Genomic DNA, 26,271 nt, shown 5'->3' with positions numbered 1-26,271 from the left:
CAGTCGATTGCGCGACGTGCAACGACGCGCGTGCCATCAGGCGCGACAGCACGCATGACGACCCGGCGGGTGGAAGCATCAGGGAAAAACCCGATAAGAAAGTGCCCAGGGACGGCGCGCGAGAGAACCCCATTTTGCGGATTGCGCCCCTTGGGCGTGACGGTGGGGCGACGAATCGCCCGCCCGTCTCACTCGAATTGATATGACCAGTTCGCATTGAACCGCAGCGGACGGCTCGGCGAGTTGGTCGGCGCGTCGGCCATCGGCTTGGCGACCGACAGGTCGAGCGAGTAGTACTTGCTGTCGGAGAGCCGCACACCCAGGCCCACGGACGCGAGCTGGTTGTGGAACAACTGCCCCGAACTCAGATAGACGCGCGCCGTATCGAGCATCAGGTACGGCTGGATCGTCTTGAGGAAGCGGAAGTCGGTGCGGAACATCCGATTGAGTTCGATCGACGCCCCCCAGCCCTTGTCCCCGGCGATTTCGCCTGCCGGATAACCGAGGCCGAAGCGCTGACCGCCGAACGTCGCCTGTTCGGACGTCGGCAGCGTGTTGCTGCTGTACTGCGCGCCCGCGGAGACGACGACACCGAACTCCCATGGCAGCACGAGTCCCTGCTTGCCGTCGAGCGTGAAGCGCCAGAAGCCGAGATCGTAGGGACCGAGCACTTGCGCGACGCCGGCCGGCTGCGTCGTGTACGACTGGCTCGCGCCCATCCCGGTAAAGCCCTTGAACACCCCCAACGTGGCACTGCGGGTCTGCTTCTCGGTGACCTCGTTGTACGAGAGCTGCACCTGCGCGGCGCGCACGTTCGTCTGTGAATTGATGTTGTTCGGCGAATTCGGCACTTCGTAGCGATCGCGCGAATTCACGCCGTACATGCCGCCGCTGACCGTCAGGTTGCGCTGGTTGTTCAGCAGGATCGGGTATGACACGTTCACGGCGACACGCTTGGTATCGAGGTGTCGCGTCAAACCGGCGAGCGCCTGATCGTCCGGCTGCCCGCGATAGTGCGATGCATCCACGCGCGCCTGCAAGCCGTTCGACCCGAGCGGCTGGACGTACGACGCCGCATAGAACTCTTCGTCGTTATGCCCCTTCGGGGCGATGGCGGTGAGCTGGATCTGTTCGCCGAGGGGGGTGAGCGCGTTGCTCGTCACCGTGAACACGCCGCGAATACCGGGGTTGTTATAGGTGAGCGACGTGCCCAGCGCCACGGGCTGGCGCGTGACGTCGAGCGAGAGTTCGGTCGCGCCGTCGGTCTGCGTGGGCGGCTGCACGTCGGCCTTGATCTTCATGCCGGGCACGAGCGTGAGCAGGTTCAGGTAACGCTCGAACGTGGCGCGCTTGAGCGGACGCTCCGCCTCGATGTGCGCGGCGATGTCGCGCAACCGCGGTTCCGACGGCCCCGGCTTGCCGGTGATTTTCGTGCTCGAGATATAGCCTTCGACGACCGTCACGCGCACGAAGCCGTCGTTGAAGTCTTGCGCGGGCACGAAGGCGAAGGACAGCAGATAGCCCGCGTCCTGATACATTTTCGTGACCTGATTGGCCTTTTCGACCAGATCGCCAATGGTCACTTCCTTGCCGGCCAGCGGCGCGAAAACCCCGGCCACGTCGGCGAACGGCAGCGACTTGACGCCTTCGATGCCGAAACGCTGCGGGGTGATCTTGCGCGCGAGCAGCGACTTGAGGGCGTCTTCCTGCGTCGGCGGTTGAATGCGAAAGGTGGCGGCCGGTGCCTTGGGCACCTCGATCTTCGGAATGCTTTGCAATGGATCGCCACGCACCGGGCTGCCGTCGGCCCGGGCGGTCTGCATGCTTAGCAGACCGACGGTGCAAAACGATAAGGTGACGACTTGAACGACTCTGCGGCTACGGACCGACTTGACCGAATCCCCACGCGCGACGCGTGGCGCAAGACGGGACTCTCCCTGGCAATGCGCCATCCCTGTGCCCCTTATATGCTTATTTTTTCGTGCGGCCAGTGTAACCGAGAGGCGTGAGGCCCCGTCAACGAAGGAATTTGCCGAGATGCGGCGCCCACACAACAACGCGATCACGCACTCCGGTGGCACGGTCGTTGCGCCGCTTAGAGACTCACCTCCAAACGCGCCTCGACGACCGCGAATGCCGCCGGCATCCGCGTCACGCCAGCATGTCGGCCCAGATGCCTTGCGCCCATGCCATTCCGCGCACGAAATCGTCTCGAGTCGGCCGAATCGAGACATCCGACTTCGCCGGCACTGGGAGCATGGTTCGTTGCACCGGGTCGTAGCGATGCTCACCAGCGATATGCATTGCCTCGTCATTCGAGACGAAGCTGAAGCACAGATTGAAACACACCGGCGCTGGATTGACCGGGCGGTCAGCCAATTCCGCGACAATCGCCGCTGCGCAAACTTTGGCGTGCTGATTTGCCATTTGCCCCGACTTCGGCATCTGTGGCGCGATCTGAATGGCGTCGCCCAACACGTGAACGCGCGGCGCGACTTTCGAGGCGAAAGTCAGGAAATCGACATCGCACCACCGGCCATTCGCCGTGGCGAGCCCTCCCTGCACCACTATATCAGCCGCGGACATCGGGGGAATGACATTGAGTGCATCAACTGCCACCTTCTCGCCTAACTCGAAGCGGGCCTCATACTTTCCTGCGTTGCGGACGACTTCCGTGCAATTGAATTGCGGGTGGTATTCAAGCGAATCGCCAAAGTGCGACGCCCAAAGGCTTCGGAATTGATTCGCCTCAGAGAGAATGTCGGCGTTTGCGTCAAAGACAAGCACTTTGGCGCGAGGATTGTGAACGCGGAGCCAATGGGCCGCCTGCGTGGCCCGTTCGTATGGCGCCGGCGGACATCGTAGCGGTGCCTCTGGAATCGTCATGGCGAATACGCCGCCGTCCGGCATTGCGGCCAGCGCGGCGTGAATCTTTGCTGCCTCAGTCGCATCAGTCCATCCGACCGGCAAGCTGCCGCCCAAATCCTTTGCATCCAGGCCAGCGATCGCCCCACGGTCAAGCGAGATCCCTGGCGACAATACCAGCCGGTCATATGTAAGTGTCGCGCCGTCGTCCAAGTGCACAGCGCGACGCAAGACATCGAACGATTGCACGCGACTGCGACGCCATTCCACGCCATGCCTACGTGTCAAAGCCTCATACGCGATCGTCAGATCGGCGACTCGCCGATTGCCCCCCACCACGAGATTCGAAAGCGGCAAGCTGACGAATGACTCGCGCGGTTCGATAAGCGTAACGCGTAGCGTATTCCTCGAGAGCAATCGCAGATACTTGGCTGCCGTCGCCCCGCCGAATCCTCCGCCAACGACAACGACGTGCGCTTTCCGCGACAAGGCATTACCGGCATTCGCCGCCCCCACGCTACGGCAGAACGTCGCGGCCAAGGTACCAAGTAGAAGGTCGCGGCGACGCATCATCGGGTACTCATTCCCTACAGAGGATATCGGCGAGGCGCGATGCGACCGAGACATCAGCGCCGTGCGCTGATAGATTAGTGAATAGTTGCAGTTCCGCCCGCATTTGGGAGTTGCGGCGCATTCAAGCCATAAAGGTGATCCTGTATTTCGTTGACCATGCGAAACCCTGAAACACACTCGCGAAGGATACGCACAATCTCGTCATGGTTGTTCTTCTCGCAAGCCTCGAACAGACGAGTAATGATTGTCGAAAGCTTGTCGCGCGGAAAGAAGTCCTCCGTCGCCATCATGATCTTCGGATGGCGCGTTCCGGAAACGTCCTCCCCAATCAGCAGCTCTTCGTAAAGTTTTTCGCCAGGACGAAGCCCCGAGAACCGGATTTCAATGTCGCCGTCAGGCGACGCGTCTTCTTTAACCGAAAAACCGCTGAGGTGAATCATGCGCCGAGCGAGATCGGAAATCTTTACGGGCTCCCCCATATTGAGCACAAACACTTCCCCACCCTGACTCATCGCGCCCGCCTGGATAACGAGTTGTGAAGCCTCGGGGATGGTCATGAAATATCGAGTGATGTCGGGATGGGTCACTGTTACAGGCCCTCCGCTCAGGATCTGCTTGCGGAACAGCGGCACGACAGAACCCGACGATCCGAGCACATTCCCGAATCGCACCATGCAAAAACGGGTGGGTACGGACGGGTCGTTCGCGTAAGCTTGGAGTATCAACTCAGCGAAACGCTTGCTTGCCCCCATGATATTCGTCGGCCGGACAGCCTTGTCCGTCGAAATGAGCACCATGATTTCAACATCAGTCGCAATAGCAGCACGCGCCGTGGCCAGCGTGCCGAAGACATTGTTCAGAATGCCTTCGGTAATGTTGAACTCGACGATGGGCACGTGTTTGTAGGCGGCTGCGTGATATACCGTCTGAATTCCACACGACGCCATAACGTCACGCAGACGCGCTTCGTCACGAACTGATCCCAGCACAGATATAAGGCGCACGCCCAGGCGCTTATTGGTAATAATCGCCTCCAGTTCCTGTTCGATCGAATACAGCGCGAACTCGGATTGCTCATAGAGCACCAGCGAGGCGGGGCGGCCTAACACAATTTGACGGCATAACTCGGAACCGATAGAACCGCCGCCGCCCGTCACCATTACGTGTTTTCCGAAGATGTTGGCCTTTAGCAAATCCTGCTGGGGAGGAACGATCTCACGTCCGAGCAAGTCGTCGATCTCAACTTCCCGGATATCTTCAGCCTTCACAACGCCGTCGACTAGATCCGACATTCCAGGTATCACACGCACCTCAACCTTCAGCGGTTCGAGCTGGTTGATGATCTGCAAACGGCGTGAACGGCCGGCCGACGGAATCGCAAGCAATACCTGTCGGATTCCGAAACGTCCAACCAACTGGGGTAATTCGTCTGCCGGGTATGTCTTCAAGCCCAGAATTTGCATCCCCTGCAGAGCCGTCGAATCGTCAACAAAAGCGATGGGCTGAAAATCGCGCCCTGCGCGCAACGCAACAGCCAACTGGCGCCCTGAACTTCCGGCGCCGTAAATGACGACGGACTGACGGTCATGCCGCAGATTCGAAGAGGTAGTCTTCTGCAAAATGGCACGTGCAAGGAAACGACTACCGCCGATGAAAAGCGTTGCCATCATCCAATAGATCAGCATGGCGCCACGCGGCACCGGAGGCAGCGTGAGAAACACGAGGACCGCAGCGAAAAGGCAGACCGCGACCGTAACTGCCACCATCACCATCATCATCGCCCGCGCTTCGATATAGCGAATGACCGCCCGATAAAGACCTAGGCGGACGAAGATCGGGATCGCGACAATCGATACAATCGGATAGACCCACCACGAATAAATCTGTGGAAAATGCCAGACATCCAGACGCAATCCGATTGCAGCCCAAAGCGCGAACGGCAGCAGCAGCGCGTCCATACACACCATTACCGAACTTTTAACGGTTCGCGGCAAATTAGTGATGAACTTAAGCACTTTTCGACACCTCCACCGCCAATTAATGAGACACGCCATCCCGGCGCAGTACTTTGAAGAAAGTCGCTACCAGAATTTTGATGTCAAACAGAAAGCTACGACGCTTCAGATACTGCACATCGAACTCGACCTTAACTGGAATAGGAAGCTCGTCTCGTCCGTTGATCTGTGCCCAACCCGTTAATCCCGGGCGCAACGCATGAACGCCGTATCGCGTGCGCAATTCGATGAGATCGTCTTGATTGAACAAGGCGGGGCGAGGCCCAACCAAGCTCATGTCGCCACGTAGAATGCTCCAGATCTGCGGCAACTCATCAAGGCTCGTGCGGCGCAGCATGCCACCAATAGGCGTAAGACACGACGCCGGATTCGCCAAAAGATGGGTTGCAACCGCGGGCGTATCGACGCGCATCGATCTGAATTTTGGCATGCGAAAAATCTGGTTGTTTCGCCCAACGCGGTCTGACCAGTATAGCGCCGGCCCGCGTGATGTTACACGCACAATTACGGCGACGATTGCGATCGGCACCAGAAGTAGCAGTCCGGCGAAAAGTGCCACGAAAAAATCGAATACGCGTTTCATAGAGCTCAAAGACTGTTGCTTATCCTCGATTACGTTCGGGGGACGATACAGGGTGAAGTTCTGAAACAATATTGTCTGGCCGATCGCCGGGCGACCGGCCATCGATTCATCTCAACATTGCGAATTACGCCAGGCAGCAACCGTTTCCTGCAAGCCATCGTGGACCGTGCAAGGCGGATTCCATCCAAGTTGGCGACGGGTATGCTCGATGTCGACCTGTAATGATCCCAGCACGCGATCGCTGGTTGCTGCTTTTCCGAGAATTCTGGCCGACGCACGCATCCAACCGCAGGGCACAGGCAGCAATCGAGGCCGCACGCCCATAGCTTTGGCAAGGCCTTCGATCAAGCGCCGAGTGCTTAGATCGTCCCCATCAGACACCATGAATGTATGTCCCGCCGCACCCGGGTGCGTGGCGGCGACCGCCAATAGGTCGGAAAGATTCGCAACGTAAACCATACTCCGCAGGTTCCGGACGGCCCCAAATGGCAGCGGCACGCCACGCGCAACGGCTTGCATCAAGCGCAGGAAGTTGGCCTTCACACCCGGCCCATAAACCAATGGGGGACGTACGACGACAACTTCGAGGCCCGTCTTCTTCGACACCCCCCACAGCGAGGCCTCGGCCTCCCACTTGGAGATGCCGTAAGCATCCTGGGGCGCAGGCGGATCGTCGTGCCTGAAAGGCGCTCGCTGGCTTGTGCTTTCGCCGTTCACTTTGACTGAACTCACAAACACAAGTCGTCGAACGCCCGCACGTGCACACGCTTGTGCAAGGCGCTCTGTGCCAGCAACGTTCACTTCACGGAACTTGCGCAACGCTTCGTCGCCGTTGTGCTCACCCATGACGTGCACGCGCGCAGCACAATGGATAACAACATCCACGCCGGATAACGACGCTGTCCAGTCCGTCTCAGGTCCAATATCGCCAGTAATTCGGAAGTTTGACAGATGACCGCCAGCGACCTCTCGACGGACGGCGCCTGCCACATGAATGCCCACGTCCCGCTGCAAGCGCTCCACTACCGCGGCGCCCACCATGCCACTCGCACCGGTCACCAGAATGCTAACCATCATTCGTTAATTGTTCGGATTTACGCATCAGTCGCTACGACGAATGGTCGGAATCGTGTCGAAACCCTTTCAATTCGTTTGCAGGACTTCAATGTTGAAGGGCTCTATGATAGCCGCGCTTACCCGCACGGGCCCGAATGACGGGCGAATTCGAGCAACATGTTGCCAACTATAATCCACCGCAATGCCGCAGTGCGCTGGAGCAGGCCTTCTCGCGATCACCCGTGCGGGCGCAATTGCCTGAAAGCCCGAGCATCACAGCCAACAGGAAATTGATTCTCGCGTTCGGAATCGCGGGCGACAAGCCCCAGAGCGTCCAGCGCCCTTCGCACAGATCACGTTGCCGCTTGCGCGGGGAAAACCGGTCGGTTATCCCCAGCATCGTCGGGCGGGGTGCTCAGTGCGATGATCCCGCAATCAGTCACCGGTCTTGTTCGACGGACCGGGCTTGATCGGTGCGTCGCTGATCGGCGCGGGCGAGGCCAACGGCTTGGCCGTGACCGTTTCGGTGTCGATCGGCGTGGTCGTGACCGCCGCGGCGCTCGAATCGTCAGTCACCGGGGCCGGGTTCTTCGAGGCCTCGGTCGACAGGCGCTGCGCCTCTTCCGGCTTGATGTATTCGTACAGCTTGATGACCTTCTGCACCCCGTCGATACGGCTGGTCACGTTGGCGGCAATGCGGCCTTCCTCTTCCGAGACGAGGCCCAGCAGATACACGTCGCCACGCTCGGTGACCACCTTGAAGACGTTGGCCGAGATTTCCTTCGTGTTGATCAGGTTGGCCTTGACCTTGCTGGTGATCCACGCGTCGTTCGAGCGCGAACCAAAGGAGCTGGCCGGTCCGATGGCAAGTTCGTCGACAATACCGCGCACGTTGCTGATCTGCTTGACGATTTCGACGGCGCGCTGCTTGCTGGCGTCGTTCGGAACTTCGCCGGTGAGCAACACGCGACGGTTGAAGACCGTTACGTTGACGTGGGCGGCGTCTGGCAGGTTATTCGCGGTATTGGCTTCGGCCTTGATCTGAATTTCACGGTCTTCCGTCTGCGCGCCGACGGAACGGCGGTCGGTGGCGACGAGTGCGCCGGTCGCGGCACCGCCGAGAATGATGGGGGCACAACCGGCCAGGGTTGCAGCAATCAACGCCGCCGCGGCGAGCGGCTTGACCACGCGTTGGAAATTCATCGGGCATTCTCCTTGTTGGATGATCGAACGGGACGGCCCCCGCCGCGCCCAGCCGGCACCGCCCGCCCCCGCGGCGCAGTACCTGTCATGCTCTTGACGCCGAATGACGGCAATAGGTTCACGCTTCGCCGAACAGCATCGCGTCGACCAGGTCGCACAGGCAGTGAATCGTGAGCAGGTGAACTTCCTGAATGCGCGCGGTACGATCGGCCGGCACGCAGATGTGCACGTCCAGCTCACCCAGCGCCGCATTGACCTTGCCCCCGCCCTTGCCGGTCAGCGCGATCACGTGCATGCCACGTTCGTGCGCCGCTTCAATGGCGGCGAGCACGTTGCCGGAATTACCCGACGTGGTGATGGCGAGTAGCACATCGCCCTCATGCCCGAGCGCGCGCACCTGCTTCGAGAAGATGGCGTCGAAGTTGTAGTCGTTGCCGATGGCCGTCAGGATCGACGAGTCCGTGGTCAGCGCGATGGCCGGCAATTCGGGGCGCTCGCGCTCGAAGCGGCCGACGAGTTCGGCCGCGAAGTGCTGGCAGTCGGCGGCCGAGCCGCCGTTACCGCAAGCGAGAATCTTGTTGCCGTTGGACAGCGCTTCGAACATGACGTCCGCGGCGGCGGCGATATATTCGGGCAGTGCGTCGCGCGCCGCCAGCTTGGTCTCGACGCTATCCGTGAAGTGTTGCTGAATTCGTTCGATCGACATGGTCGTTTGCCAGGGTGTCGCAAAAGCGGCCGGCCTTGCATGGGTGCCCGAAGGCACTCGCCTGCATCGGCCGGCGTTCAAAGGCCGTATCAGTCTTGAAAATCTTGAAAACGGCGCGTTCGCAAGTGTAACAGGCCGGCGGACACGGGTTTCGTCAGAGATCGTCGGCTCGGAAAGCGTCGGGCAGCCAGCGCACCACGGGCGGACGCCCGTCGAACGTCACCACGTCGAAACGACAACGCCCCGCGGGACGCCGCAGCAGATAGTGACGCGCGGCCAAGGCCAGACGGCGGCGTTTGGCGCGCGTAATGCTCTCGGCGGCCCCGCCGAAGTCGCTGCGCGCGCGGGCACGCACCTCGACGAATACCAGTACACCCACGCAATCCCGCATAATGAGGTCGATTTCGCCGCCGCGACACCGATAATTGCGCGCGACGAGCCGCCAGCCGCGTCGCTCCAGCAACGCCTGAGCGTGGCCCTCGAACGATTCTCCTAACTGATTCGACATGGTTGTTCCGATGTTTTCCGTTGCCGGCGCTGCCGGTGCTACCAACGCCTGTGTGCCCCGCACGGCAACGACGCCGTTTGCGGTAGTGCGACGCCATGGATGAACGCCTGATGTCCCTGGCCGAGGGCCAGCATTACCCGGTGGGCACGCTGTATGTCGTCGCCACGCCGTTGGGCAATACCGCCGACATCACGGTGCGAGCGCTGTACATCCTCGGGATGGTTGACGCTATCGCCTGTGAAGATACGCGCAATAGCGCGCAGTTGCTCCAGCGGTACGGCATCGACAAGCCGTTGATTGCGGCCCATCAGCACAACGAAAACGAAGTGGCGACGCGGTTGGTCGAGCGTCTGCGGGGTGGCGAGCGCATCGCCTATATTTCAGACGCAGGCACCCCGGGCATCTCGGATCCCGGCGCGCGACTGGTCGATGCGGTGCGTGCGGCGGGGCTCGGCGTGGTGCCGGTACCAGGCGCGAGCGCGGTGATTACGCTGCTCTCGGCGGCCGGCGCCTGGGTGGAGACGTTCATGTTCGTGGGTTTCCTGCCGTCGAAGGCGCAGCAACGTGCCCACGCGATTGCTGCGCTTGCAGGGGCGACCTCGGCGCAGGTCTTCTACGAAGCGCCGCATCGGATCGTGGAGACGGTCGCGGCACTCGCCGATGGATTGGGCGGCGCGCGCCGACTGTTGATCGGACGTGAATTGACCAAGCGCTTCGAGGAGATTCACGAATGTGCGCTGAGCGAAGGCGTGGCCTGGCTGAAGGCGGACGCGAACCGTCAGCGCGGCGAATTCGTGCTGGCGGTATCGGGCGCGGCAGCGAGCGCTAGCGAAGATGGTGTCGACGCCGAAGCGCAGCGCGTGCTCGCGTTGCTGGTGGCTGAACTGCCGACGAAAAGTGCCGCGAAGCTCGCCGCCGCGATCACCGGCGCACCCAAGAACGCGCTTTACGAGCGAGCGCTGGCGCTCAAAAATGGTTGATCGCCCCGCGGGGGATACGTTTTTTGAGGCCTAAAGATTCGGACGTTTCTGGAGAAATTCTCAGCGACTCCCCAAACTCTCCCTTCGATATTCCCTCTATGATTGGCTCGATCTCAGGGTCTCGGCTGGTACGCGTCAGCGAATCGGCCGCCTCCCCCCGGGCCTGATGAGATGTCACATGAAAAACATCCTTGCCCGCGCATCGATCGGAATCAGCGAATTGAAATCGAACCCCAGTGCCGCCATCCATCGAGCCGATGGCCCCGTCGCCATCCTGAACCGGAACACGCCGGTCGCCTATCTCGTCCCCGCAGCGGATTGGGAAGCGATCTGCGAGCGGCTCGATGACGCTGAACTCGCCGACCTTATCCGTTCACGCGCCGGCGAAACGCCGGTGAGTACCCAGCTTGACGACCTATGACCTGCAATTCCTACCCTCTGCCCTCAAGGAGTGGCAGGCGCTCGATCCCACGATCCAGCGCCAGTTCAAAGCGAAGTTGCAGCAACGGCTGCAAAGACCCCAAGTTCCCGGCAGTCGGCTGAGGTCGATGCCGGACTGCTACAAGATCAAACTCGCATCGGTGGGATACCGGCTCGTCTACCGAGTCGACGACAAAGCCGTCTCACCGTGTTGGTGGTCGCCGTCGGCAAACGAGAGCACCTTGCGACTTATCGCACGGCCCGAAAACGCGTTCAGTGACGCCGCCGATAATGAAACAAACCCGCCGAAGCGGGTTTGTTTTCTGGCAGGCCAGCGCGTCAGCTCAGCAGCAGCGCGTCATCGTCGAGTTGTTCGCCGCGGGTGCGCTCGAACATCTGCAGCAAATCGGGAACGTCCAGACCCTTGCGTTCCTCGCCCGACACGTCCAGCACGACCTTGCCCTGGTGCAGCATCACCGTGCGGTCGCCGTAATCCAGTGCCTGACGCATGCTGTGCGTGACCATCATCGCCGTCAGCTTGCTCTCTTGCACGATGCGCGCCGTCAGTTCCAGCACAAACGCCGCCGTCTTGGGGTCCAGCGCGGCCGTATGCTCGTCGAGCAGCAAGATCCGCGACGGCTGCAACGACGCCATCAACAGGCTCACCGCCTGACGCTGACCGCCGGAGAGCAGCCCGATACGGTCCGAGAGCCGGTTCTCCAGCCCAAGGTTGAGCAGGCTCAGCTTCTCGCGGAACCGCTCACGCAGCTCCCGATTCAGCGCGAACCCGAAGCTCCGGCGTTCGCCCCGCTTGACCGCCAACGCCATATTTTCCTCGATGGTCAGCGCCTCGCAGGTGCCGGCCATCGGATCCTGGAACACGCGCGCCACCTGACTCGCCCGCTGCCACGCCGTCTTCTTCGTGACGTCGTTACCGTCGATGGAAATCGTGCCCGAATCGACCCGCAAGTCGCCGCTGATGGCATTCAGGAACGTGGACTTGCCTGCACCGTTCGAACCGATCACGGTGACGAATTGGCCCGTCGGGATGTCCAGCGACATGCCGCGCAGCGCACGGTTCTCGATGGGCGTGCCCGGATTGAAAGTGATCTTGAGGTCTTTTGCGCTCAGCATGATCAGGCACCTCCGTTCTTGCGGGGGAACAGCTTGCGGCGCGTTGCCGGCAGCACCAACGCCACCGCCACGAGCAATGCCGTTACCAAATTCAGATCCTGCGCCTTCAGACCGATGAAATCGCTGTTGAGTGCGAGCGCGATGAAGAAGCGGTAAAGCACCGCACCGACCACCACCGCCAACGTTGTGAGAATGAGGCGTCGAGCCGGCAGAATCGTCTCGCCAATGATGACCGCCGCCAAGCCGATCACGATGGTACCGATCCCCATCGAGATGTCCGCGCCGCCCTGCGATTGCGCGAACAATGCGCCCGCAAGCGCCACCAGCGCATTCGAGAGCGCCATGCCCGCCAGAATCTCGTGACCCGTATTCACGCCTTGCGCCCGCGCCATGCGCGAATTCGCGCCTGTCGAGCGCATCGCCAGGCCTTGTTGCGACAGAAAGAAGTAATCCAGTCCAAGCTTCACCACGATGACCACGGCCAGCAGCAACAGCGGGCGCGTCACATAGTCCGGCAACCAGGACACGTTATCCGGCAGGAGCATCGTGAAAACGGTCGGCGACGTAATCAGCGGCACGTTCGGCGCCCCCATCACCCGCAGGTTCACGGAATAGAGCGCGATCATCATCAAGATACTGGCGAGCAGATCCATGATCTTCAGGCGCACATTGAGCCACCCGGTGATGAAGCCCGCCAGCGCGCCCGCCGCCATCGCCGCCACGGTGGCGGCGAACGGATTGGTGCCGCCGGCGATCAGCGTAGCCGCGACCGCGCCGCCCAGGGCGAAACTGCCGTCGACGGTCAAATCAGGGAAATTGAGGATGCGGAAGGAAATCAGCACCCCGAGCGCCACGAGACTGAAGATCAGACCGATCTCCAGGGCGCCCATCATAGAAAAAAGAGACATTGTCGTAATTCCACTGCGCAAGACGGCCCATGCCGGGTCTCGGCATCAGCGCTCACACGGCCGACGTCGGCCAGTTCGGGACATCGCCGGTCGTTGTGCGACCGCTGTCGGGGGAAGCCGTCCCACCCATTCGATAGGAAAAGAGCGGCGGGGACAGAGGGTGTCCGGGCGCCGCCCTGTCGCGCTGCGGTGAGCCGGGGAGGTATCACCCCGCCTTACCGCGCTCACGCATGCTTTACTGCTTGATGACCGTCTTGGCTTCCTTCACCAGATCGTCCGACAGCGTCACGCCTTGCTTGGCGGCCGCCGCCGTGTTGACGAACAGTTCCAGATTCGAGCTGGTCTGCGAGGCAATCGCCCCCGGCTTCTCTCCCTTCAGGATGCGCCCGACCACCTTCCCGGTCTGACGGCCCAGGTCGTAGTAGTTCACGCCCAGTGCCGCAATGGCGCCGCGCTTCACGCTATCGGTATCCGACGCGACCAGCGGGATCTTGCGGTCGTTGGCCACCTTCACCAGCGATTCATACGCCGACACGACGTTGTTGTCCGTGTTCGTGTAGATCACATCGACCTTGCCGACCAGGCTGTTGGCCGCCGAGCTGATGTCGACGGTGCGCGGCGCGGCCGCTTCGACCAGCGTCAGTCCGGCAGCGGGCAGCAACTTCTTCAACTCGTTGACGACCACGACCGAGTTCGCTTCACCCGGGTTGTACACCATGCCGACACGCTTGGCGTTCGGCACGACACGCTTGATCAGCGCGACCTGCTTGTCCAGCGGCAGCTTGTCGGACACACCGGTCACATTGGTGCCCGACGGCGCCCAATTCTTGACCAGTTGCGCCGCGACCGGATCGGTCACGGCCGAGTAGACCAGCGGCACGGACTTGGTCGCGGCCGCCACGGCCTGCGCCGTGGGCGTGGCAATGCCGATGATCACGTCCGGCTGGTCGCCCACGAACTTGCGGGCGATCTGCGCGGCCGTACCGACGTTACCCTGTGCGCTCTGGTATTCCCACTTGAGGTTCTTGCCGACCTCATAACCTTCCGCCTTGAGTTCGTCGCGTGCGCCATCGCGGATGGCGTCCAGCGCCGGGTGCTCCACGATCGCCAATACGGCCACCGATTTTGTCCCCTGCGCGAAGGCCGCGCCGGTCGTGCCCAACAACGTTGCGGCCACGGCGCACAGCAGGGTGCGCTTGGCGAATTTGCCCATCGTCGACATCAAAACTCCTCCAGGAATGCTCTTTGATAGGTGCGCTGAGCCCGTGTCTCGCCGGGTCTCATTCGGATGCACACAAAACGTGCACCGGCGCGTGGGGCACAGTCTACCCACATCCCCCTGAGCGAACAACGGTTGCCAACGCAACCGCCTGGAAGGCCCGTGGAATATCAGGTTGCGCCGAATCGCTGGCAGATTGATGCGGCAATCGGAAAAAAATTAGTCGATTTGGTCGTCAAATTTCCGATGCGCGCACATTCATGCGTGGCATTCGCTCTATCAGATGCGGCGAAAATCGGAATAATGCGCGATTTTTTACACGGAATAGATGGATTTTGCACAACAAATGTGCGGCGAGCATCCCGCGGCTTGGGAAGCCATCAACGCGATTTCAGAATCGGCCGTAGGGAAACGAGGCGCCGCGACGACGCGCGTACGCCGGGTCGCGTCAGGGCGCGTTCTTGCTGTCGTCCAGGCCGAGGGCGGCGACTTCGGTGCGGGAGAGGCGGCGGATTTCGACCTTGGCGTGGCCGGCGCGAATAAAGCCGAGCTGCTTGGCCGCCCCGTAGGAAAGGTCGATGATGCGATTGCGCGCGTAGGGGCCGCGATCGTTGATTTTGACGACGACAGTCTTGTTGTTGGCGATATTGCGCACGAGCGCAAAGCTGCCCAGCGGCAACGTCGGATGCGCGGCGGTCGGCTCGTTCATGTCGAACGTTTCGCCGGTGGCCGTGCGACGTCCATGAAACTTCTTGCCATACCAGGACGCCATGCCAGTCTGGTAAAACGTGCCGGCGTCGGCGCGCAGATGCGCTTCGCCGTCGCGATCCGGCGCTTCGGGATCGCCCGGACTGAGACCTTCGGTACGATACGACTTGCCGGGCCACTGCAGATCGAAGTTCGACCCGACCGGCGCGTTGGCCTCGCGCGCACGGGCGCGCGCGCCTGTCGCCGAAGCGGCGGCAGCCGTGGGGCTGAGGGGTTCGAGCGGCGTTGTGCAGGCTGTCAACGTCAGGGCGAGGGCGCAGCCGACCGCGAACCGTGTGAGGATCTCGCGTGTTCGCATAGCGCGCAAGTTTAACACGACGCAAAATGCAACCTATCAGCGAGCGTTCACTTACGCGCCGAGACTCGCTGAATCGGCATCGCACAGGCTTGATCGGTCTCATCGAACAAGGCTCGCTCAGGCGCTCCGACCCGCTTGGCGAGCAGCGCTCAGGCGTGTCGTCGATTGCGACGCGCCCGGCGGGTCCCCTCGCGCCCGAATTACAATAGGCGAAAACTGCGTCCCCGATATCCCATGAACGTCACTCTGATTCCTGTCACGCCTTTCCAGCAAAACTGCACCCTGCTCGTCTGCGATGCGACGAAGCGCGCCGCCGTGGTCGACCCCGGTGGCGACATCGATCGGATCGTCGGCGAGATCGAACGCCAGGGCGTGACGCTCGAGAAAATCTTCCTGACGCACGGCCACCTTGACCATTGTGGCGGCGCGGGCGCACTTGCCGAGAAGTACGATGTGCCGATCGAAGGCCCGCATCCCGACGACGCGTTCTGGATCGACCAGCTTCAGACGCAAAGCGCGCGCTTCGGCTTTCCCGAACCACAGCCGTTTACGCCCGACCGCTGGCTGGGTGACGGCGACACGGTCACATTCGGCGAGGTCACCCTTGACGTGCTGCATTGCCCGGGGCATACGCCGGGTCATGTCGTGTTCTTCTCGGCGGACGAGCGCCTGGCCAGTGTGGGCGACGTTCTCTTCGCCGGCTCCATTGGCCGCACCGACTTTCCGCGCGGCAACCACGCCGACCTGATCGCGTCGATCCGCAACAAACTCTGGCCGCTCGGCAACGACGTGACCTTCATTCCCGGGCACGGCCCTGTCTCCACGTTCGGTCAGGAACGTCAGACCAATCCGTACGTGGCCGATGCCGTGCTTGCCGGGAGTGCCGCATGAGCGAGGCCGTGTCGCATACCCCCTCGCGCATCATTCCCGCCGACGAGGAGATCTTCGTCAGCACGGATGTCGAGGCCGACGGCCCGATCCCCGGCCCGCATTCGATGCTGAGTTTCGCGTCGGCGGCGTACACGGCCGACAAGGAGTTGATCGGCACGTTCAGCGCCAACCTCGAATGTCTGCCGGAAGCGAAGGGGCATCCGCTGACGATGAAGTGGTGGAAGACCGAGCCGGACGCGTGGGCGGCCTGCCGCGTCGATCAGGAAGACCCGACCAAGGCGCTCAAGGCGTATGTGAAGTGGGTAGAGAAGCTGCCGGGCAAGCCAGTGTTCGTCGCCTATCCGGCAGGGTTCGATTTCACGTTCATGTTCTGGTACATGATGCGTTTCGTCGGCCGTTGTCCGTTTTCATGGTCGGCGCTCGACATCAAGACGCTCGCGTTCGCCATGACCGGCATGCCCTACCGCAAGTGCATCAAGCCCCGGCTGCCGCCCGTCTGGCTCGACCCGCTGCCGCACACGCACGTGGCGCTCGACGACGCGCTCGAACAAGGCGCTCTCTTTTGCAACATGCTCGCCGAGCTGCGCGAGCAGCAGAAGACGTTGACCGAACTCCCCGGCTGGCGCGGCGCCGGACTCACGGCGAATGCCGACGCGCCGGTGTTCAGGTCGGCCGCGGCACAAGCGGCGGCCGAGGCGGTTGCGGACGCCGAATCGCCAGACGCCGGCCCCGGCAAGGACAGCGCGGCCCACGGCTGAACCAGGGTCGCGCGGTGCCATGCGTGAGGGGCTCGACGCGAATCGCGTCGGGCCAGCTTCCGCCATCGCCCGATTACAGCACCTGGCTCGCCAACTCGGGCGGACGCGCAATCACAGCCTTGTCGCCGTTGACCACGATGGGCCGCTGCAACAACTTCGGATGCGCCGCCACGGCGGCGAGCAAGGCGTCGTCGGTCATTGCCGTGTCGGCCAATCCCAGCTCTGCGTACTCGGTTTCGTTGCTGCGAATCATTTCGCGCACCGGCACACCCAGCAGATTGTGCAAACGCTTGAGATCGGCGAGCGTCGGCGGCGTCTTCAGATACTCGATGATCTGCAGATCGCTCCCGCCCACCGCCGGCGAACCTTCCACCAGGGCCAGCGCCTCGCGCGACTTCGAGCAGCGCGGGTTGTGATACACGGTAATCATGGTCCCTCCAATGCGTTCAAAAGGCGTCGGGCGCGACGTCGCCGTGCGCGCCTGACACGGGCGACGGCGAGTATGCATGGTATCGCCGGATACCGCCACTTGCCGACATCCGGGTGCGCATCGACACCTACGTGTTAACCGCGCTGCGCGGCACGCGTGGGCCACCTAAGATAGGCAATGAGGGCTTCGCGTTGCGTTGAGAGTCGCTTCGCGCGGACAAATTCGCGATCCGCGAGACCGCTCCCCGCCCGGTAGACGAACAAGAAGACAAGTGTCGCGAATGTTGCGGGAGACGACGTATGTATGCGCAACCTTCTCAACGCCGGCGGGCACCGCATGCCGCCGGAGGCTTCACCGTCATCGCCTGTGTTCTGGCGGTGTCGGGCTGCGCCAATCCGGATTTCGAGCCCAAACAGCCGCTCGTCCTCAACCTGACGCCCGCCCGGGTCCCGTACACGGCGCTCGATCAGTACAAGATCGCCGCGGCGCAACGCGTGACGGCGGTCAACGCCCGCCAGATCACCCCGGGCAATCCCCAGCCGATGCTGCGCTCGGTGGTGTCGCTCGAGTACTGGGTGGACCGCAACGGGAACATCACGAGCGTGGCGCTGTATCGCAGCAATGGCGACCAGGAAGCGGAGCGCATCGCCGTGACGAGCCTGCGACGGGCCAGCCCGTTGCCGATGCCGAGCCGGGCGCTGGTCGACAGCAGCGGACGCGTGCGCGCCGTTGAAACGTGGCTCTTCAACGACGACGGGCGCTTTCAGTTGCGCAGCGTGGCAGCGCCTCAGATCGACGGGCAGTGATATCGTGACAGGCATCGATCCACCCTGCCCGGCCGGCGCCGGGCGACGGAGATGCTCATGCCGCGATTTGCCGCGAACCTGACCCTGCTTTATCAGGAAGTGCCGTTTCTGGAGCGTTTTCGCGAGGCCGCGAGCGACGGCTTCCGGGGCGTGGAATGTCTGTTCCCTTACGATCATCCCGCACAAGAGGTGCGGGCGCGTCTGGACGACGCGGGGCTCACGCAGGTGCTGTTCAACACCCCGGCCGGCGACTGGGCGAACGGCGAGCGCGGGCTGGCTGCGCTGCCAGGGCGCGAGGCGGAGTTTCGGGACGGCCTCGAACGCGCGCTCGACTATGCCGATACGCTGGGCTGCCGCCAACTGCACGTGATGGCCGGATGCCCCGACCCCTGCGCGTCGCTCGAACGCTGCCGGGACGTTTATCTCGACAATCTCGCCTACGCGACCGGACAGGCTGCCGCGCATGGCGTCACGATTCTCATCGAACCGATCAATCCGCGCGACTTTCCGCGCTATTTCCTGACACGACAGGATCAGGCCCAGGCCATTCGTCAGGAGGTCGGCGCGAGCCATCTCAAGGTGCAGTTCGACGTGTACCACTGCCAGATCGTCGAGGGTGATCTGGCGGTCAAGCTGCGCCAGCACATCGCCAATATCGGCCATGTGCAGGTGGCAGGCGTGCCTGCGCGTCACGAACCCGACACCGGGGAAGTCAACTATCCGTTCCTGTTCCGTCTGCTCGACGAACTCGGCTACGCGGGATGGGTCGGGTGCGAATATCGCCCGCAGGGTGCAACGCGGGCCGGACTGGGCTGGCTCAAACCGTGGCTCAGGGCCACCCGATAAGTTATCGAATCGCCGTGCTGACAATGCCGACCACCGATCGGCATGTCGCTTATCTATTTACGCAGGGATAAACCGATTTCCGAAAAGTGAATCGGAGGGCGAAATAATCTTTTGGATGACGACGAAAGTCGTAGGAAAGATGTAGGTCTGCGCAGGCAAAAAAAATGGCGGGACACATAGGCCCGCCAAAACCACACGCTACGGGGTTAGCGCGAGGAGACCAGATTCAGAGCACTGCATCGAACGACCTTGCAGATCGCGCCGGGGGACGCGTTCCGCCGATACAGTCGCGCTGCTGTGTTACCGGGGGATAAGCACATCAGCGTTGAGAAGCATTTTGGTGGAAACGTATGGGGGGAGGGGTAACAAAGTGTTTCAGGTTGTAACACCTGAGACCTTCGCGCGCCGTCCACGTTGCCGCCTCGCCTTCTCCGGCATGGGTTTCCGGCACATTGACCGAAGCCTCATTTGGTTCGTGATCCTGAGTAACTCTTTCGGCGAGGCATCGACACGGACGATGCCGGCGCGCGCCGGCGCCTCCCATCGATGGCGGCATCGGGGCGCGCGCCTCCGTTTCACGTCCGTGTCGTCAATGTGCTAAGTTCATTCCTCGTGCGTGGCAACAAAGTGGGCGTCCGTCATCCGAAGCCATGTCAACGCCGCGGGTCGGCAGCGCACCGAAAGCAGTGATTCCGTCAACGACAGCACCGGCCCCGACGGGCCGCACTCGCATGGAAACCATGGAACGTTTGGGGCAGATACTGGCGCGCGACCGCGTGATCGGCGTGGTGGGACTGTCGCCGCGGCCGGACCGGCCGAGCCACACCACATCGCGCTACATGCAACAGCACGGATACCTGATCGTACCCATCAACCCGCAAGCGGCCGGTGCCGGCGCGACGATCCTGGGCGAGCCCGTTTATGCGAGCCTGACCGAGGCGGCCAACGCCTTGCGCGCCGAGGGCCTGCGGATCCAGATGGTCGACTGTTTCCGTCGCAGCGGCGACATTCCGCCCATCGCGGATGAGGCCGTCGCCATTGGCGCGACCAGCCTATGGATGCAGTTGGGCATCGAAAACGACGACGCCGCAGCCGTCGCGCTGGCGGCAGGGCTGGACGTCGTGATGGACCGATGCGTCAAGATCGAACACCAGCGCTGGCAGATGCAAGCGGGCCACCCCCGCACCAGCGCGGACGCCCGCCCGCCGAGACAGCCGCTTCCGAAACGCTGAACCGCCGACCTCCAACGCCGCCAATGACCCGCTGATATGACCATCGACGCCGATCTACTCGCCTATTACGACCAAATGGCGCGCAAGTACCCCGCCATTGCCGACAACGGCGCGCCAAGCGCGCAAGACGTGCGCGCTCGGTTCGCCACCGTCGCCAACGAGGCCTTGCGCCCGTTGCCGGCGGGATTGCGCAGCGAGACCTTCGACATTGCGCTGCCGGGCCGCACCCTGCGCGCAAGGCTCTATCGCCCGGTCGAACGCGAAGTGCCGCTGGTGGTGTTCTTCCACGGCGGCGGCTGGGTCGTGGGAGATGTCGACACCCATGGGACGTTGGCCGCCTTCTTGGCGCAGGACGGCGACGTGGCGGTGTTGAGCGTCGATTACCGGTTGGCGCCCGAGCATCCGTTCCCCGCGCCGATCGACGACGCGCGCGATGCCCTGGCGTGGGCGGCGGAGCAGCGCGCGCGGCTGGGCGTGCGCGTCGACCGTCTGGCCGTGGCGGGCGACAGCGCGGGCGGCCACTTGGCGGCGCAGGCGGCGGCGTGGTTCAACGACCGGCATCCGGGGATTGTGGGGGCGCAGTTGCTGATCTATCCGGTGGTGCAGTACCGGTTCGATACACCGAGTTACGAGCGTCTGGCGAACGGCGTGGGGCTGACACGCGACGAAATGCGCTGGTACTGGAAGGAATTTCTGGGCGACGTGGCACCGTCGGCAGACGACGTGCGGGTCAATCTGACCGCTCAAGCGCCGCGTCACGCCTTGCCGCACGCCTTGGTGATCGCTGCGGAATACGATCCATTGCATGACGAAGCGGTGTCATACGCCCAGTTCGTGGCGAGTTCGGGCGGCCGGGCGGAGATCATCGAGGCGCCCGGCCTGACACATAGTTTTGCGAGGCTGCAACCGTTCGTTCCGCAGGCGAGGCTGGTCATGCACGACGCGGCACAACGCCTGCGAGACTGGCTGGGATGATCAATCAGGCTACGGCCAACGCCATCACTTCAGCCACTTGTCGACCACCTTCTGATACTCCCCGGTCTTCTGCGCAAGATTGAGCCACTGGTCGACGTACTGCTTGAAGATGTCGTCACCCCGCGGCAGCAGGTAGGCCTTCTCACCGAACTGCAGCGGCTTGTCCGGGTTGACCGGGCAGAGCGACGGATTCAGCTTGTGCTGCAACATCGTTTCCGAGGCGTCGGTCACCATCACGTCGGCCTTGCCGTCGACGATCTGCTTGAAGATCGTGACATTGTCGGGATAGATCGTGAGCGTGGCGTTCGGCAGGTACTGACGGGCGAAACGTTCGTTCGTGCCGCCCGGGTTGGCGATGACGCGCGTGCTCGGTTTGTTCAGGTCGGCGAGCGTCTGGTACTTCGCCACGTCGGCGCAGCGCACGATCGGCGATTTGCCGTCGACCATGACCACGTTGCTGTAATAAGCGCGCGCCGCGCGATCCAGCGTGACCGACACACCGCCGACGGCAATATCGCACTTGCCCGCCGTGAAGTCGTCCATCAGCCCCTTCCAGGTCGTCGGAACGATCACCGGCTTCACGCCGAGCGACTTCGCCAGCGAGGCGACCAGATCCACGTCGATGCCCTCGACCTGACCATCCGGGCGTCGATACGAGTAAGGCTTGTAGTCACCCGTCGCGCAGGCGCGCAGCGTGCCCGATTTGACGATGTCGTCCAGCCGGGAGTGGATGGCGGGGGTCGCGGAAGGGCTCACGACAGCGGCCGATTGCGCGTGGGCCGCGGCGCCGGCGAGCACCGCCCCGGCCACGAAGGCCGCGCTGGCGGCCGTCAACATGACTTTCATGCTTGTCTCCTGAGGTTTGACGTGATGGCGCACTGCGCTCCCGAACTGTCTGACGCAGCGCGTGGGGCTCAATACTAAAGACACTCCCGGCCCACGCCAATCGGAATGACGCCAGTGTTCCGCGCGCGCCACGTCGACGCGTCGCCGATGGCTGATGTGCGGCATAACAGCCCGCCATGCGTCCGGGCCGGGGATACGCGAGTAAAATGACCGCTTGCCCCAACCCTCCTACCCACCGCCGCGACGTGTCCCAAGCTCTGCAAAACGATACTTTCCTGCGCGCCCTGCTGCGCCAGCCGACCGAGTACACGCCGATCTGGCTGATGCGCCAGGCGGGCCGGTACCTGCCCGAATACAACGCCACACGCGCCAAAGCCGGTAGCTTCCTGGCGCTCGCCAAGAACCCCGCCTACGCCACCGAGGTCACGTTGCAGCCGCTCGAGCGCTTCCCGCTCGATGCCGCCATCCTGTTCTCGGACATCCTCACCATTCCCGACGCCATGGGCCTCGGCCTGTCGTTCGAAGCCGGCGAAGGCCCGCGTTTCGCTCACCCGCTGCGCACCGAGGACGACGTGCGCCGCCTGCGGGCGCCGGACCTCGACAGTCTGCGCTACGTCTTCGACGCCGTCGCCGAGATCCGCCGCGCCTTGAACGGACGCGTACCGCTCATCGGCTTCTCCGGCAGCCCGTGGACGCTCGCGTGCTACATGGTTGAAGGCGCCGGGTCGGCCGACTTCCGCACGGTCAAGACGATGATGTATGAGCGTCCCGACTTGATGACGCATATTCTGGAGACCAATGCGCGCGCCGTTTCCGCCTACCTGAACGCCCAGATCGAAGCGGGCGCGCAGGCTGTCATGGTGTTCGACACCTGGGGTGGGGCGCTGGCCGACGGTCTCTACCAACGGTTCTCGCTCGCCTACATGCAAAAGGCGCTCGAAGGCGTGCACCGCGAATGGAATGGCGCACGCATTCCGCATATCGTCTTCACCAAGGGCGGCGGTCAGTGGCTCGAAGCCATCGCCGACACCGGGCCCGACGCCATCGGGCTCGATTGGACCGTGGATCTGGCGGCCGCGCGCCGTCGCGTCGGCGATCGTTGTGCGCTGCAAGGCAACTTCGACCCTACCGCCCTCTTCGCAGCGCCCGAGGCCATTCGCGCCGAGGTTCGCCGCCTGCTCGACGCTTATGGCAACGCACCAGGCCACGTGTTCAACCTGGGGCATGGTATTTCGCAGTTCACCCAACCGGACCACGTTGCGGCGCTCGTTGACGAAGTCCACCGCTACAGCCGAAAGCTGCGCCAGACGGCGTAGTTGACGATACACACCAGCGGCGGTGCGGCTCGCGGGGCCATTTGCCTTGCAGACCCAACCGCCGTTTCAAGCACCGAATGTCAAGCGTAAATCTGTCGAGTAACCCCTCCAATTTACGGAGTTGTCCCGAAGACTTATGCACAAATTCTCGCTGCGCCGCCGCAAGTGAGAGGCAACAGGGAGCACGCGTGGACGCTGCGCATAAGCTATTGATCAAAAAGCATTTTTGATTCGGGCAAAGTCGAAGCACGGCACCACGTGAGGGCCGCCTGGCGAGGCTGACGAGCGATAATCCCCACAGTTCTCAACATAGTTATCCACAAGCGCTTCGAGCCCACCGGAAACCCGACTTAAATCCGGGGTTTACCGACACTTCTCAGGATTCACTTTAAGTTTGACCCACGCCGACGACCTGCCCGAACCGTCTCTGGCATCCCCTGAGGATGCTCTCTTCCCGGTCGCCAAGCCGCGTATCGGTGTGCCCGCCATCGCCCGCGTGGCGCTCGATACGCCACTGCTCACCCTGTTCGACTATCGGCTCGATCAAGCCGCGAGCCCCGGGCAACTGGTGCAGGTGCCGTTCGGACGACGACAGGTCGTGGGCGTTGTCTGGGAATTGACGCACCGCAGCGAAATCGCCCCGGGCAAGCTGCGTGACGTCACAGCCGTCTGGCATGAATTGCCACCGCTTCGCGACGACTGGCGTGACCTGATGCAGTTCGCGTCGCGGTACTACCAGCGCGGCGTCGGGGAAGTGGCCCTGCCCGCTGTCCCGGCGCATCTGCGCACCCCGATGCGCTGGTCGCGGCTCCTCGCGCAGCGTGGCGTGCAACGCTACCGGCTGGCCGACGACGCCCTTGCCACGCTACTGGAGAACGTGCCCAGCCGGCTGCGCGCGCAGCGCCGTCTGGCCGAGGGCCTGGCGCAAGCCGGCACGCTCGACGCCGATGAGGCGCGAGCCCTGTGCTCGAAGGCCGCCGATGTGCTCAAACAGTGGGCGGCTGCCGGGTGGATCGTCGTCGACACCGTGCCGTTCCACGAAGCGGTTCGCCATGCTGATGAAGCTGATGAATCCGGCGATATGGATGGCGAATCGAGCGCCACTGACGCCAGCGATCCCACCGATTTCACGCTCGCCGATGCTTCGGCCAATATCGACCTCGGCACGCAGAACGCCCCGCGCGCCGCCAGGACGTTGACTGTCGGGCAGGCCAACGCCGTCGCGGCCATTCACGACGCGCTCGAAGCCGCCGGCGCCCAATGCCTTGACGCCACAGCACCGTCGGGCAAGCTCGACGCCGGCAGCGCGAGTGACGCGGGCGATCTCCCCCCCTGCCCCCCCTTCCTGCTCTATGGCGTGACCGGCAGCGGCAAAACGGAGGTCTATCTGCGCGCGGTGGCCGAGGCCCTGCGCGAGCGCGACGCCCAGGTCCTCGTGCTTGTGCCGGAAATCAACCTGACGCCCCAACTCGAAGGCGTCTTCCGTGCGCGATTTCCCGACGAGGCGCTTGTCACGCTGCATAGCGGACTGGCCGAAGGCGAGCGTGCCCGGCACTGGCTGGCGGCCCATCGCGGCGAAGCGCGCATCGTGCTCGGCACCCGGCTCGCGGTGATGGCGTCGCTGCCGCATCTGCGGCTCATCGTCGTCGACGAAGAACATGACCCGTCGTATAAGCAACAGGAAGGGTTGCGCTACTCGGCCCGCGACCTCGCCATCTGGCGCGCGAATCGGTTGCGCATCCCCGTCGTCCTCGGCTCGGCCACGCCGTCGCTCGATAGCTGGCGGCGCGCCGAACAGGGCCGCTACGTGCGCCTCGCGATGCCCGAGCGCGCCACGCCCGATGCCGTGCTGCCGCGCGTCTCGCTCATCGACATGGACATCGAGCGCAAGCGTCAGCGCACGGTTCACGAAGGGTTGTCGCAATCGCTGCTCGCCGCGATTCGCGCCCGGCTCGAAGCGGGCGAGCAAAGTCTGCTGTTCCTGAACCGTCGCGGTTACGCCCCGGTGCTCAACTGCGATGCCTGCGGCTGGATCAGCGACTGCCGCCGGTGTAGCGCCCACATGGTGCTGCACAAGCCCGAACGGCGGCTGCGCTGCCATCACTGCGGCGCCGAGTCTCGCATACCGCATGCCTGCCCCGACTGCGGCAATCTCGATCTCGCGCCGCTGGGGCGCGGCACGCAGCGCATCGAGGAGGCGCTGGCCGAACAGTTCCCGGAGGCCCGGCTCGCGCGCATCGACGCCGATAGCACCCGCCGCAAAGGCAGCGCGCAGGCGCTGTTCGCGCAGGTCCATGCGGGCAAAGTCGACATCCTGATCGGCACGCAGATGGTCGCCAAGGGCCACGACTTTCGCAACGTCACGCTCGTGGGTGTGGTCAACGCCGACAGCGCCCTCTTCTCGCACGACTTCCGAGCGGCCGAGCGTCTGTTTGCACAACTGATGCAGGTGGCCGGGCGCGCTGGGCGGGCCGCCCGCGCCGACGGCCCCGGCGACGTGCTGATCCAGACGCGCTACGCGGCGCACCCATTGTTCACGTCGCTCATGCGTCACGACTACGCGGGCTTCGCGGCGCAACAACTGGAGGAGCGACGTGTCGCCCTGCTGCCGCCGTTCACGCATCAGGCGCTCCTGCGCGCCGAAGCCCGGCGCCTGGACGACGCCATGACATTCCTCAAGCAGGCCCGCGAGATCGCCGCCGCGCCCGCGCTGCACGACGCGCGCATCTCCCTGTGGGATCCGGTGCCGATGACGATGGTCCGGATCGCGGGCACAGAGCGCGCCCAGCTCGTGGTCGAGAGTCCGCATCGCGGTGCGCTCCAACGCTTCCTCACACACTGGATGAGCGAGCTGCGCGCACTCAAGGCGCCCGTGCGCTGGCATCTCGAAGTCGACCCTCTCGAAATATAAATCGGCATATAGCGTTCCGGAAAT

Annotated in this window: 24 protein-coding genes and 1 pseudogene; 11 read left to right on the top strand and 14 right to left on the bottom strand. The window is 63.2% G+C overall.

Features of this window, described 5'->3' with window-relative positions; all coding sequences use genetic code 11:
• Window positions 1–188 precede the first annotated feature (188 nt).
• From PSO31014_RS18490 to PSO31014_RS18455, 8 genes are all read right to left on the bottom strand, one after another.
• Entirely contained in the window at window positions 189–1,823 is a 1,635-nt protein-coding gene (locus tag PSO31014_RS18490) for a ShlB/FhaC/HecB family hemolysin secretion/activation protein (protein WP_246176793.1), read from the bottom strand.
• 328 nt (window positions 1,824–2,151) lie between these two features.
• The gene (locus PSO31014_RS18485) at window positions 2,152–3,435 is read right to left on the bottom strand and encodes an FCSD flavin-binding domain-containing protein (protein WP_150552991.1); all 1,284 of its coding nucleotides are present in this window, start codon (window positions 3,433–3,435) and stop codon (window positions 2,152–2,154) included.
• Between the two features lie 77 nt (window positions 3,436–3,512).
• A complete protein-coding gene (locus PSO31014_RS18480) occupies window positions 3,513–5,396 on the bottom strand; it encodes a polysaccharide biosynthesis protein (RefSeq protein ID WP_246176786.1) in 1,884 nt (627 codons plus the stop codon).
• A 79-nt stretch (window positions 5,397–5,475) separates the two neighbouring features.
• Window positions 5,476–6,036, bottom strand: coding sequence for a sugar transferase (locus PSO31014_RS18475; protein ID WP_150552990.1), 561 nt, complete (start codon window positions 6,034–6,036; stop codon window positions 5,476–5,478).
• 111 nt (window positions 6,037–6,147) lie between these two features.
• A complete protein-coding gene (locus PSO31014_RS18470; RefSeq protein WP_150552939.1) occupies window positions 6,148–7,113 on the bottom strand; it encodes an NAD-dependent epimerase/dehydratase family protein in 966 nt (321 codons plus the stop codon).
• A gap of 414 nt (window positions 7,114–7,527) precedes the next feature.
• Window positions 7,528–8,295, bottom strand: a complete 768-nt coding sequence (locus PSO31014_RS18465) for a BON domain-containing protein (RefSeq protein ID WP_150552938.1) — start codon at window positions 8,293–8,295, stop codon at window positions 7,528–7,530.
• A 118-nt stretch (window positions 8,296–8,413) separates the two neighbouring features.
• Window positions 8,414–9,001, bottom strand: a complete 588-nt coding sequence (locus PSO31014_RS18460) for a phosphoheptose isomerase (RefSeq protein ID WP_017233586.1) — start codon at window positions 8,999–9,001, stop codon at window positions 8,414–8,416.
• Window positions 9,002–9,155: 154 nt separating this feature from the next.
• Window positions 9,156–9,509 carry a YraN family protein gene (locus PSO31014_RS18455; RefSeq protein ID WP_150552937.1) on the bottom strand — a complete coding sequence of 118 codons (354 nt, stop codon included), beginning with the start codon at window positions 9,507–9,509 and terminating at the stop codon, window positions 9,156–9,158.
• Window positions 9,510–9,604: 95 nt separating this feature from the next.
• Between PSO31014_RS18455 and rsmI the strand changes: the two genes are divergently transcribed.
• The 3 genes and pseudogenes from rsmI to PSO31014_RS22975 all read left to right on the top strand — a co-directional run.
• Window positions 9,605–10,489, top strand: coding sequence for a 16S rRNA (cytidine(1402)-2'-O)-methyltransferase (rsmI, locus tag PSO31014_RS18450; RefSeq protein ID WP_150552936.1), 885 nt, complete (start codon window positions 9,605–9,607; stop codon window positions 10,487–10,489).
• A 178-nt stretch (window positions 10,490–10,667) separates the two neighbouring features.
• Complete coding sequence (locus tag PSO31014_RS18445; protein ID WP_017233589.1) at window positions 10,668–10,910, top strand: type II toxin-antitoxin system Phd/YefM family antitoxin; 243 nt, start codon at window positions 10,668–10,670, stop codon at window positions 10,908–10,910.
• Window positions 10,897–11,046: pseudogene (locus PSO31014_RS22975) on the top strand (type II toxin-antitoxin system RelE family toxin); the annotation flags it as partial. The gene PSO31014_RS18445 and the pseudogene PSO31014_RS22975, both read left to right, overlap by 14 nt.
• Window positions 11,047–11,248: 202 nt before the next feature.
• Here the strand turns inward: PSO31014_RS22975 and PSO31014_RS18435 are convergent.
• The 4 genes from PSO31014_RS18435 to PSO31014_RS18420 all read right to left on the bottom strand — a co-directional run bounded on the left by PSO31014_RS18435 (window position 11,249) and on the right by PSO31014_RS18420 (window position 15,236).
• A complete protein-coding gene (locus PSO31014_RS18435; RefSeq protein ID WP_017233591.1) occupies window positions 11,249–12,043 on the bottom strand; it encodes an ABC transporter ATP-binding protein in 795 nt (264 codons plus the stop codon).
• 2 nt (window positions 12,044–12,045) lie between these two features.
• The gene (locus tag PSO31014_RS18430; RefSeq protein ID WP_026131877.1) at window positions 12,046–12,951 is read right to left on the bottom strand and encodes an ABC transporter permease; all 906 of its coding nucleotides are present in this window, start codon (window positions 12,949–12,951) and stop codon (window positions 12,046–12,048) included.
• 235 nt (window positions 12,952–13,186) lie between these two features.
• Window positions 13,187–14,173, bottom strand: a complete 987-nt coding sequence (locus PSO31014_RS18425) for an ABC transporter substrate-binding protein (RefSeq protein WP_130027523.1) — start codon at window positions 14,171–14,173, stop codon at window positions 13,187–13,189.
• 445 nt (window positions 14,174–14,618) lie between these two features.
• Window positions 14,619–15,236: a septal ring lytic transglycosylase RlpA family protein gene (locus tag PSO31014_RS18420; RefSeq protein WP_150552935.1), complete on the bottom strand. Its 618-nt coding sequence runs from the start codon at window positions 15,234–15,236 to the stop codon at window positions 14,619–14,621.
• Window positions 15,237–15,470: 234 nt separating this feature from the next.
• Between PSO31014_RS18420 and PSO31014_RS18415 the strand changes: the two genes are divergently transcribed.
• Both PSO31014_RS18415 and PSO31014_RS18410 read left to right on the top strand, forming a co-directional pair.
• Window positions 15,471–16,127, top strand: a complete 657-nt coding sequence (locus PSO31014_RS18415; protein WP_150552934.1) for an MBL fold metallo-hydrolase — start codon at window positions 15,471–15,473, stop codon at window positions 16,125–16,127.
• Window positions 16,124–16,885: a 3'-5' exonuclease family protein gene (locus PSO31014_RS18410; protein ID WP_150552933.1), complete on the top strand. Its 762-nt coding sequence runs from the start codon at window positions 16,124–16,126 to the stop codon at window positions 16,883–16,885. Before PSO31014_RS18415 ends, PSO31014_RS18410 begins: the two co-directional genes overlap by 4 nt.
• 73 nt (window positions 16,886–16,958) lie before the next feature.
• On the opposite strand, the gene arsC is transcribed toward PSO31014_RS18410, so the two are convergent.
• Entirely contained in the window at window positions 16,959–17,315 is a 357-nt protein-coding gene (gene arsC / locus PSO31014_RS18405; protein ID WP_150552932.1) for an arsenate reductase (glutaredoxin), read from the bottom strand.
• A gap of 299 nt (window positions 17,316–17,614) precedes the next feature.
• Here arsC and PSO31014_RS18400 point away from each other — a divergent pair, with 299 nt between their 5' ends.
• The 4 genes from PSO31014_RS18400 to PSO31014_RS18385 all read left to right on the top strand — a co-directional run bounded on the left by PSO31014_RS18400 (window position 17,615) and on the right by PSO31014_RS18385 (window position 21,174).
• Complete coding sequence (locus PSO31014_RS18400; RefSeq protein ID WP_150552931.1) at window positions 17,615–18,121, top strand: energy transducer TonB family protein; 507 nt, start codon at window positions 17,615–17,617, stop codon at window positions 18,119–18,121.
• A 57-nt stretch (window positions 18,122–18,178) separates the two neighbouring features.
• Window positions 18,179–18,967, top strand: a complete 789-nt coding sequence (gene otnI, locus PSO31014_RS18395; protein WP_150552930.1) for a 2-oxo-tetronate isomerase — start codon at window positions 18,179–18,181, stop codon at window positions 18,965–18,967.
• 731 nt (window positions 18,968–19,698) lie between these two features.
• Window positions 19,699–20,199, top strand: coding sequence for a CoA-binding protein (locus PSO31014_RS18390; RefSeq protein ID WP_150552929.1), 501 nt, complete (start codon window positions 19,699–19,701; stop codon window positions 20,197–20,199).
• A gap of 36 nt (window positions 20,200–20,235) precedes the next feature.
• Window positions 20,236–21,174, top strand: coding sequence for an alpha/beta hydrolase (locus PSO31014_RS18385; protein ID WP_150552928.1), 939 nt, complete (start codon window positions 20,236–20,238; stop codon window positions 21,172–21,174).
• A gap of 24 nt (window positions 21,175–21,198) precedes the next feature.
• On the opposite strand, the gene PSO31014_RS18380 is transcribed toward PSO31014_RS18385, so the two are convergent.
• The gene (locus PSO31014_RS18380) at window positions 21,199–22,020 is read right to left on the bottom strand and encodes a transporter substrate-binding domain-containing protein (protein WP_425494889.1); all 822 of its coding nucleotides are present in this window, start codon (window positions 22,018–22,020) and stop codon (window positions 21,199–21,201) included.
• A gap of 245 nt (window positions 22,021–22,265) precedes the next feature.
• Between PSO31014_RS18380 and hemE the strand changes: the two genes are divergently transcribed.
• Entirely contained in the window at window positions 22,266–23,336 is a 1,071-nt protein-coding gene (gene hemE / locus PSO31014_RS18375; RefSeq protein WP_281349133.1) for a uroporphyrinogen decarboxylase, read from the top strand.
• Between the two features lie 394 nt (window positions 23,337–23,730).
• Entirely contained in the window at window positions 23,731–26,247 is a 2,517-nt protein-coding gene (locus PSO31014_RS18370) for a primosomal protein N' (protein WP_150552926.1), read from the top strand.
• Window positions 26,248–26,271: the final 24 nt, after the last annotated feature.

This window comes from Pandoraea soli, from assembly GCF_902459595.1.
GTDB classification, from domain to species: Bacteria; Pseudomonadota; Gammaproteobacteria; order Burkholderiales; family Burkholderiaceae; genus Pandoraea; species Pandoraea cepalis.
The sequence above is the reverse complement of the archived record's forward strand: the minus strand, read 5'-3'. Positions and strand labels throughout refer to the sequence as shown.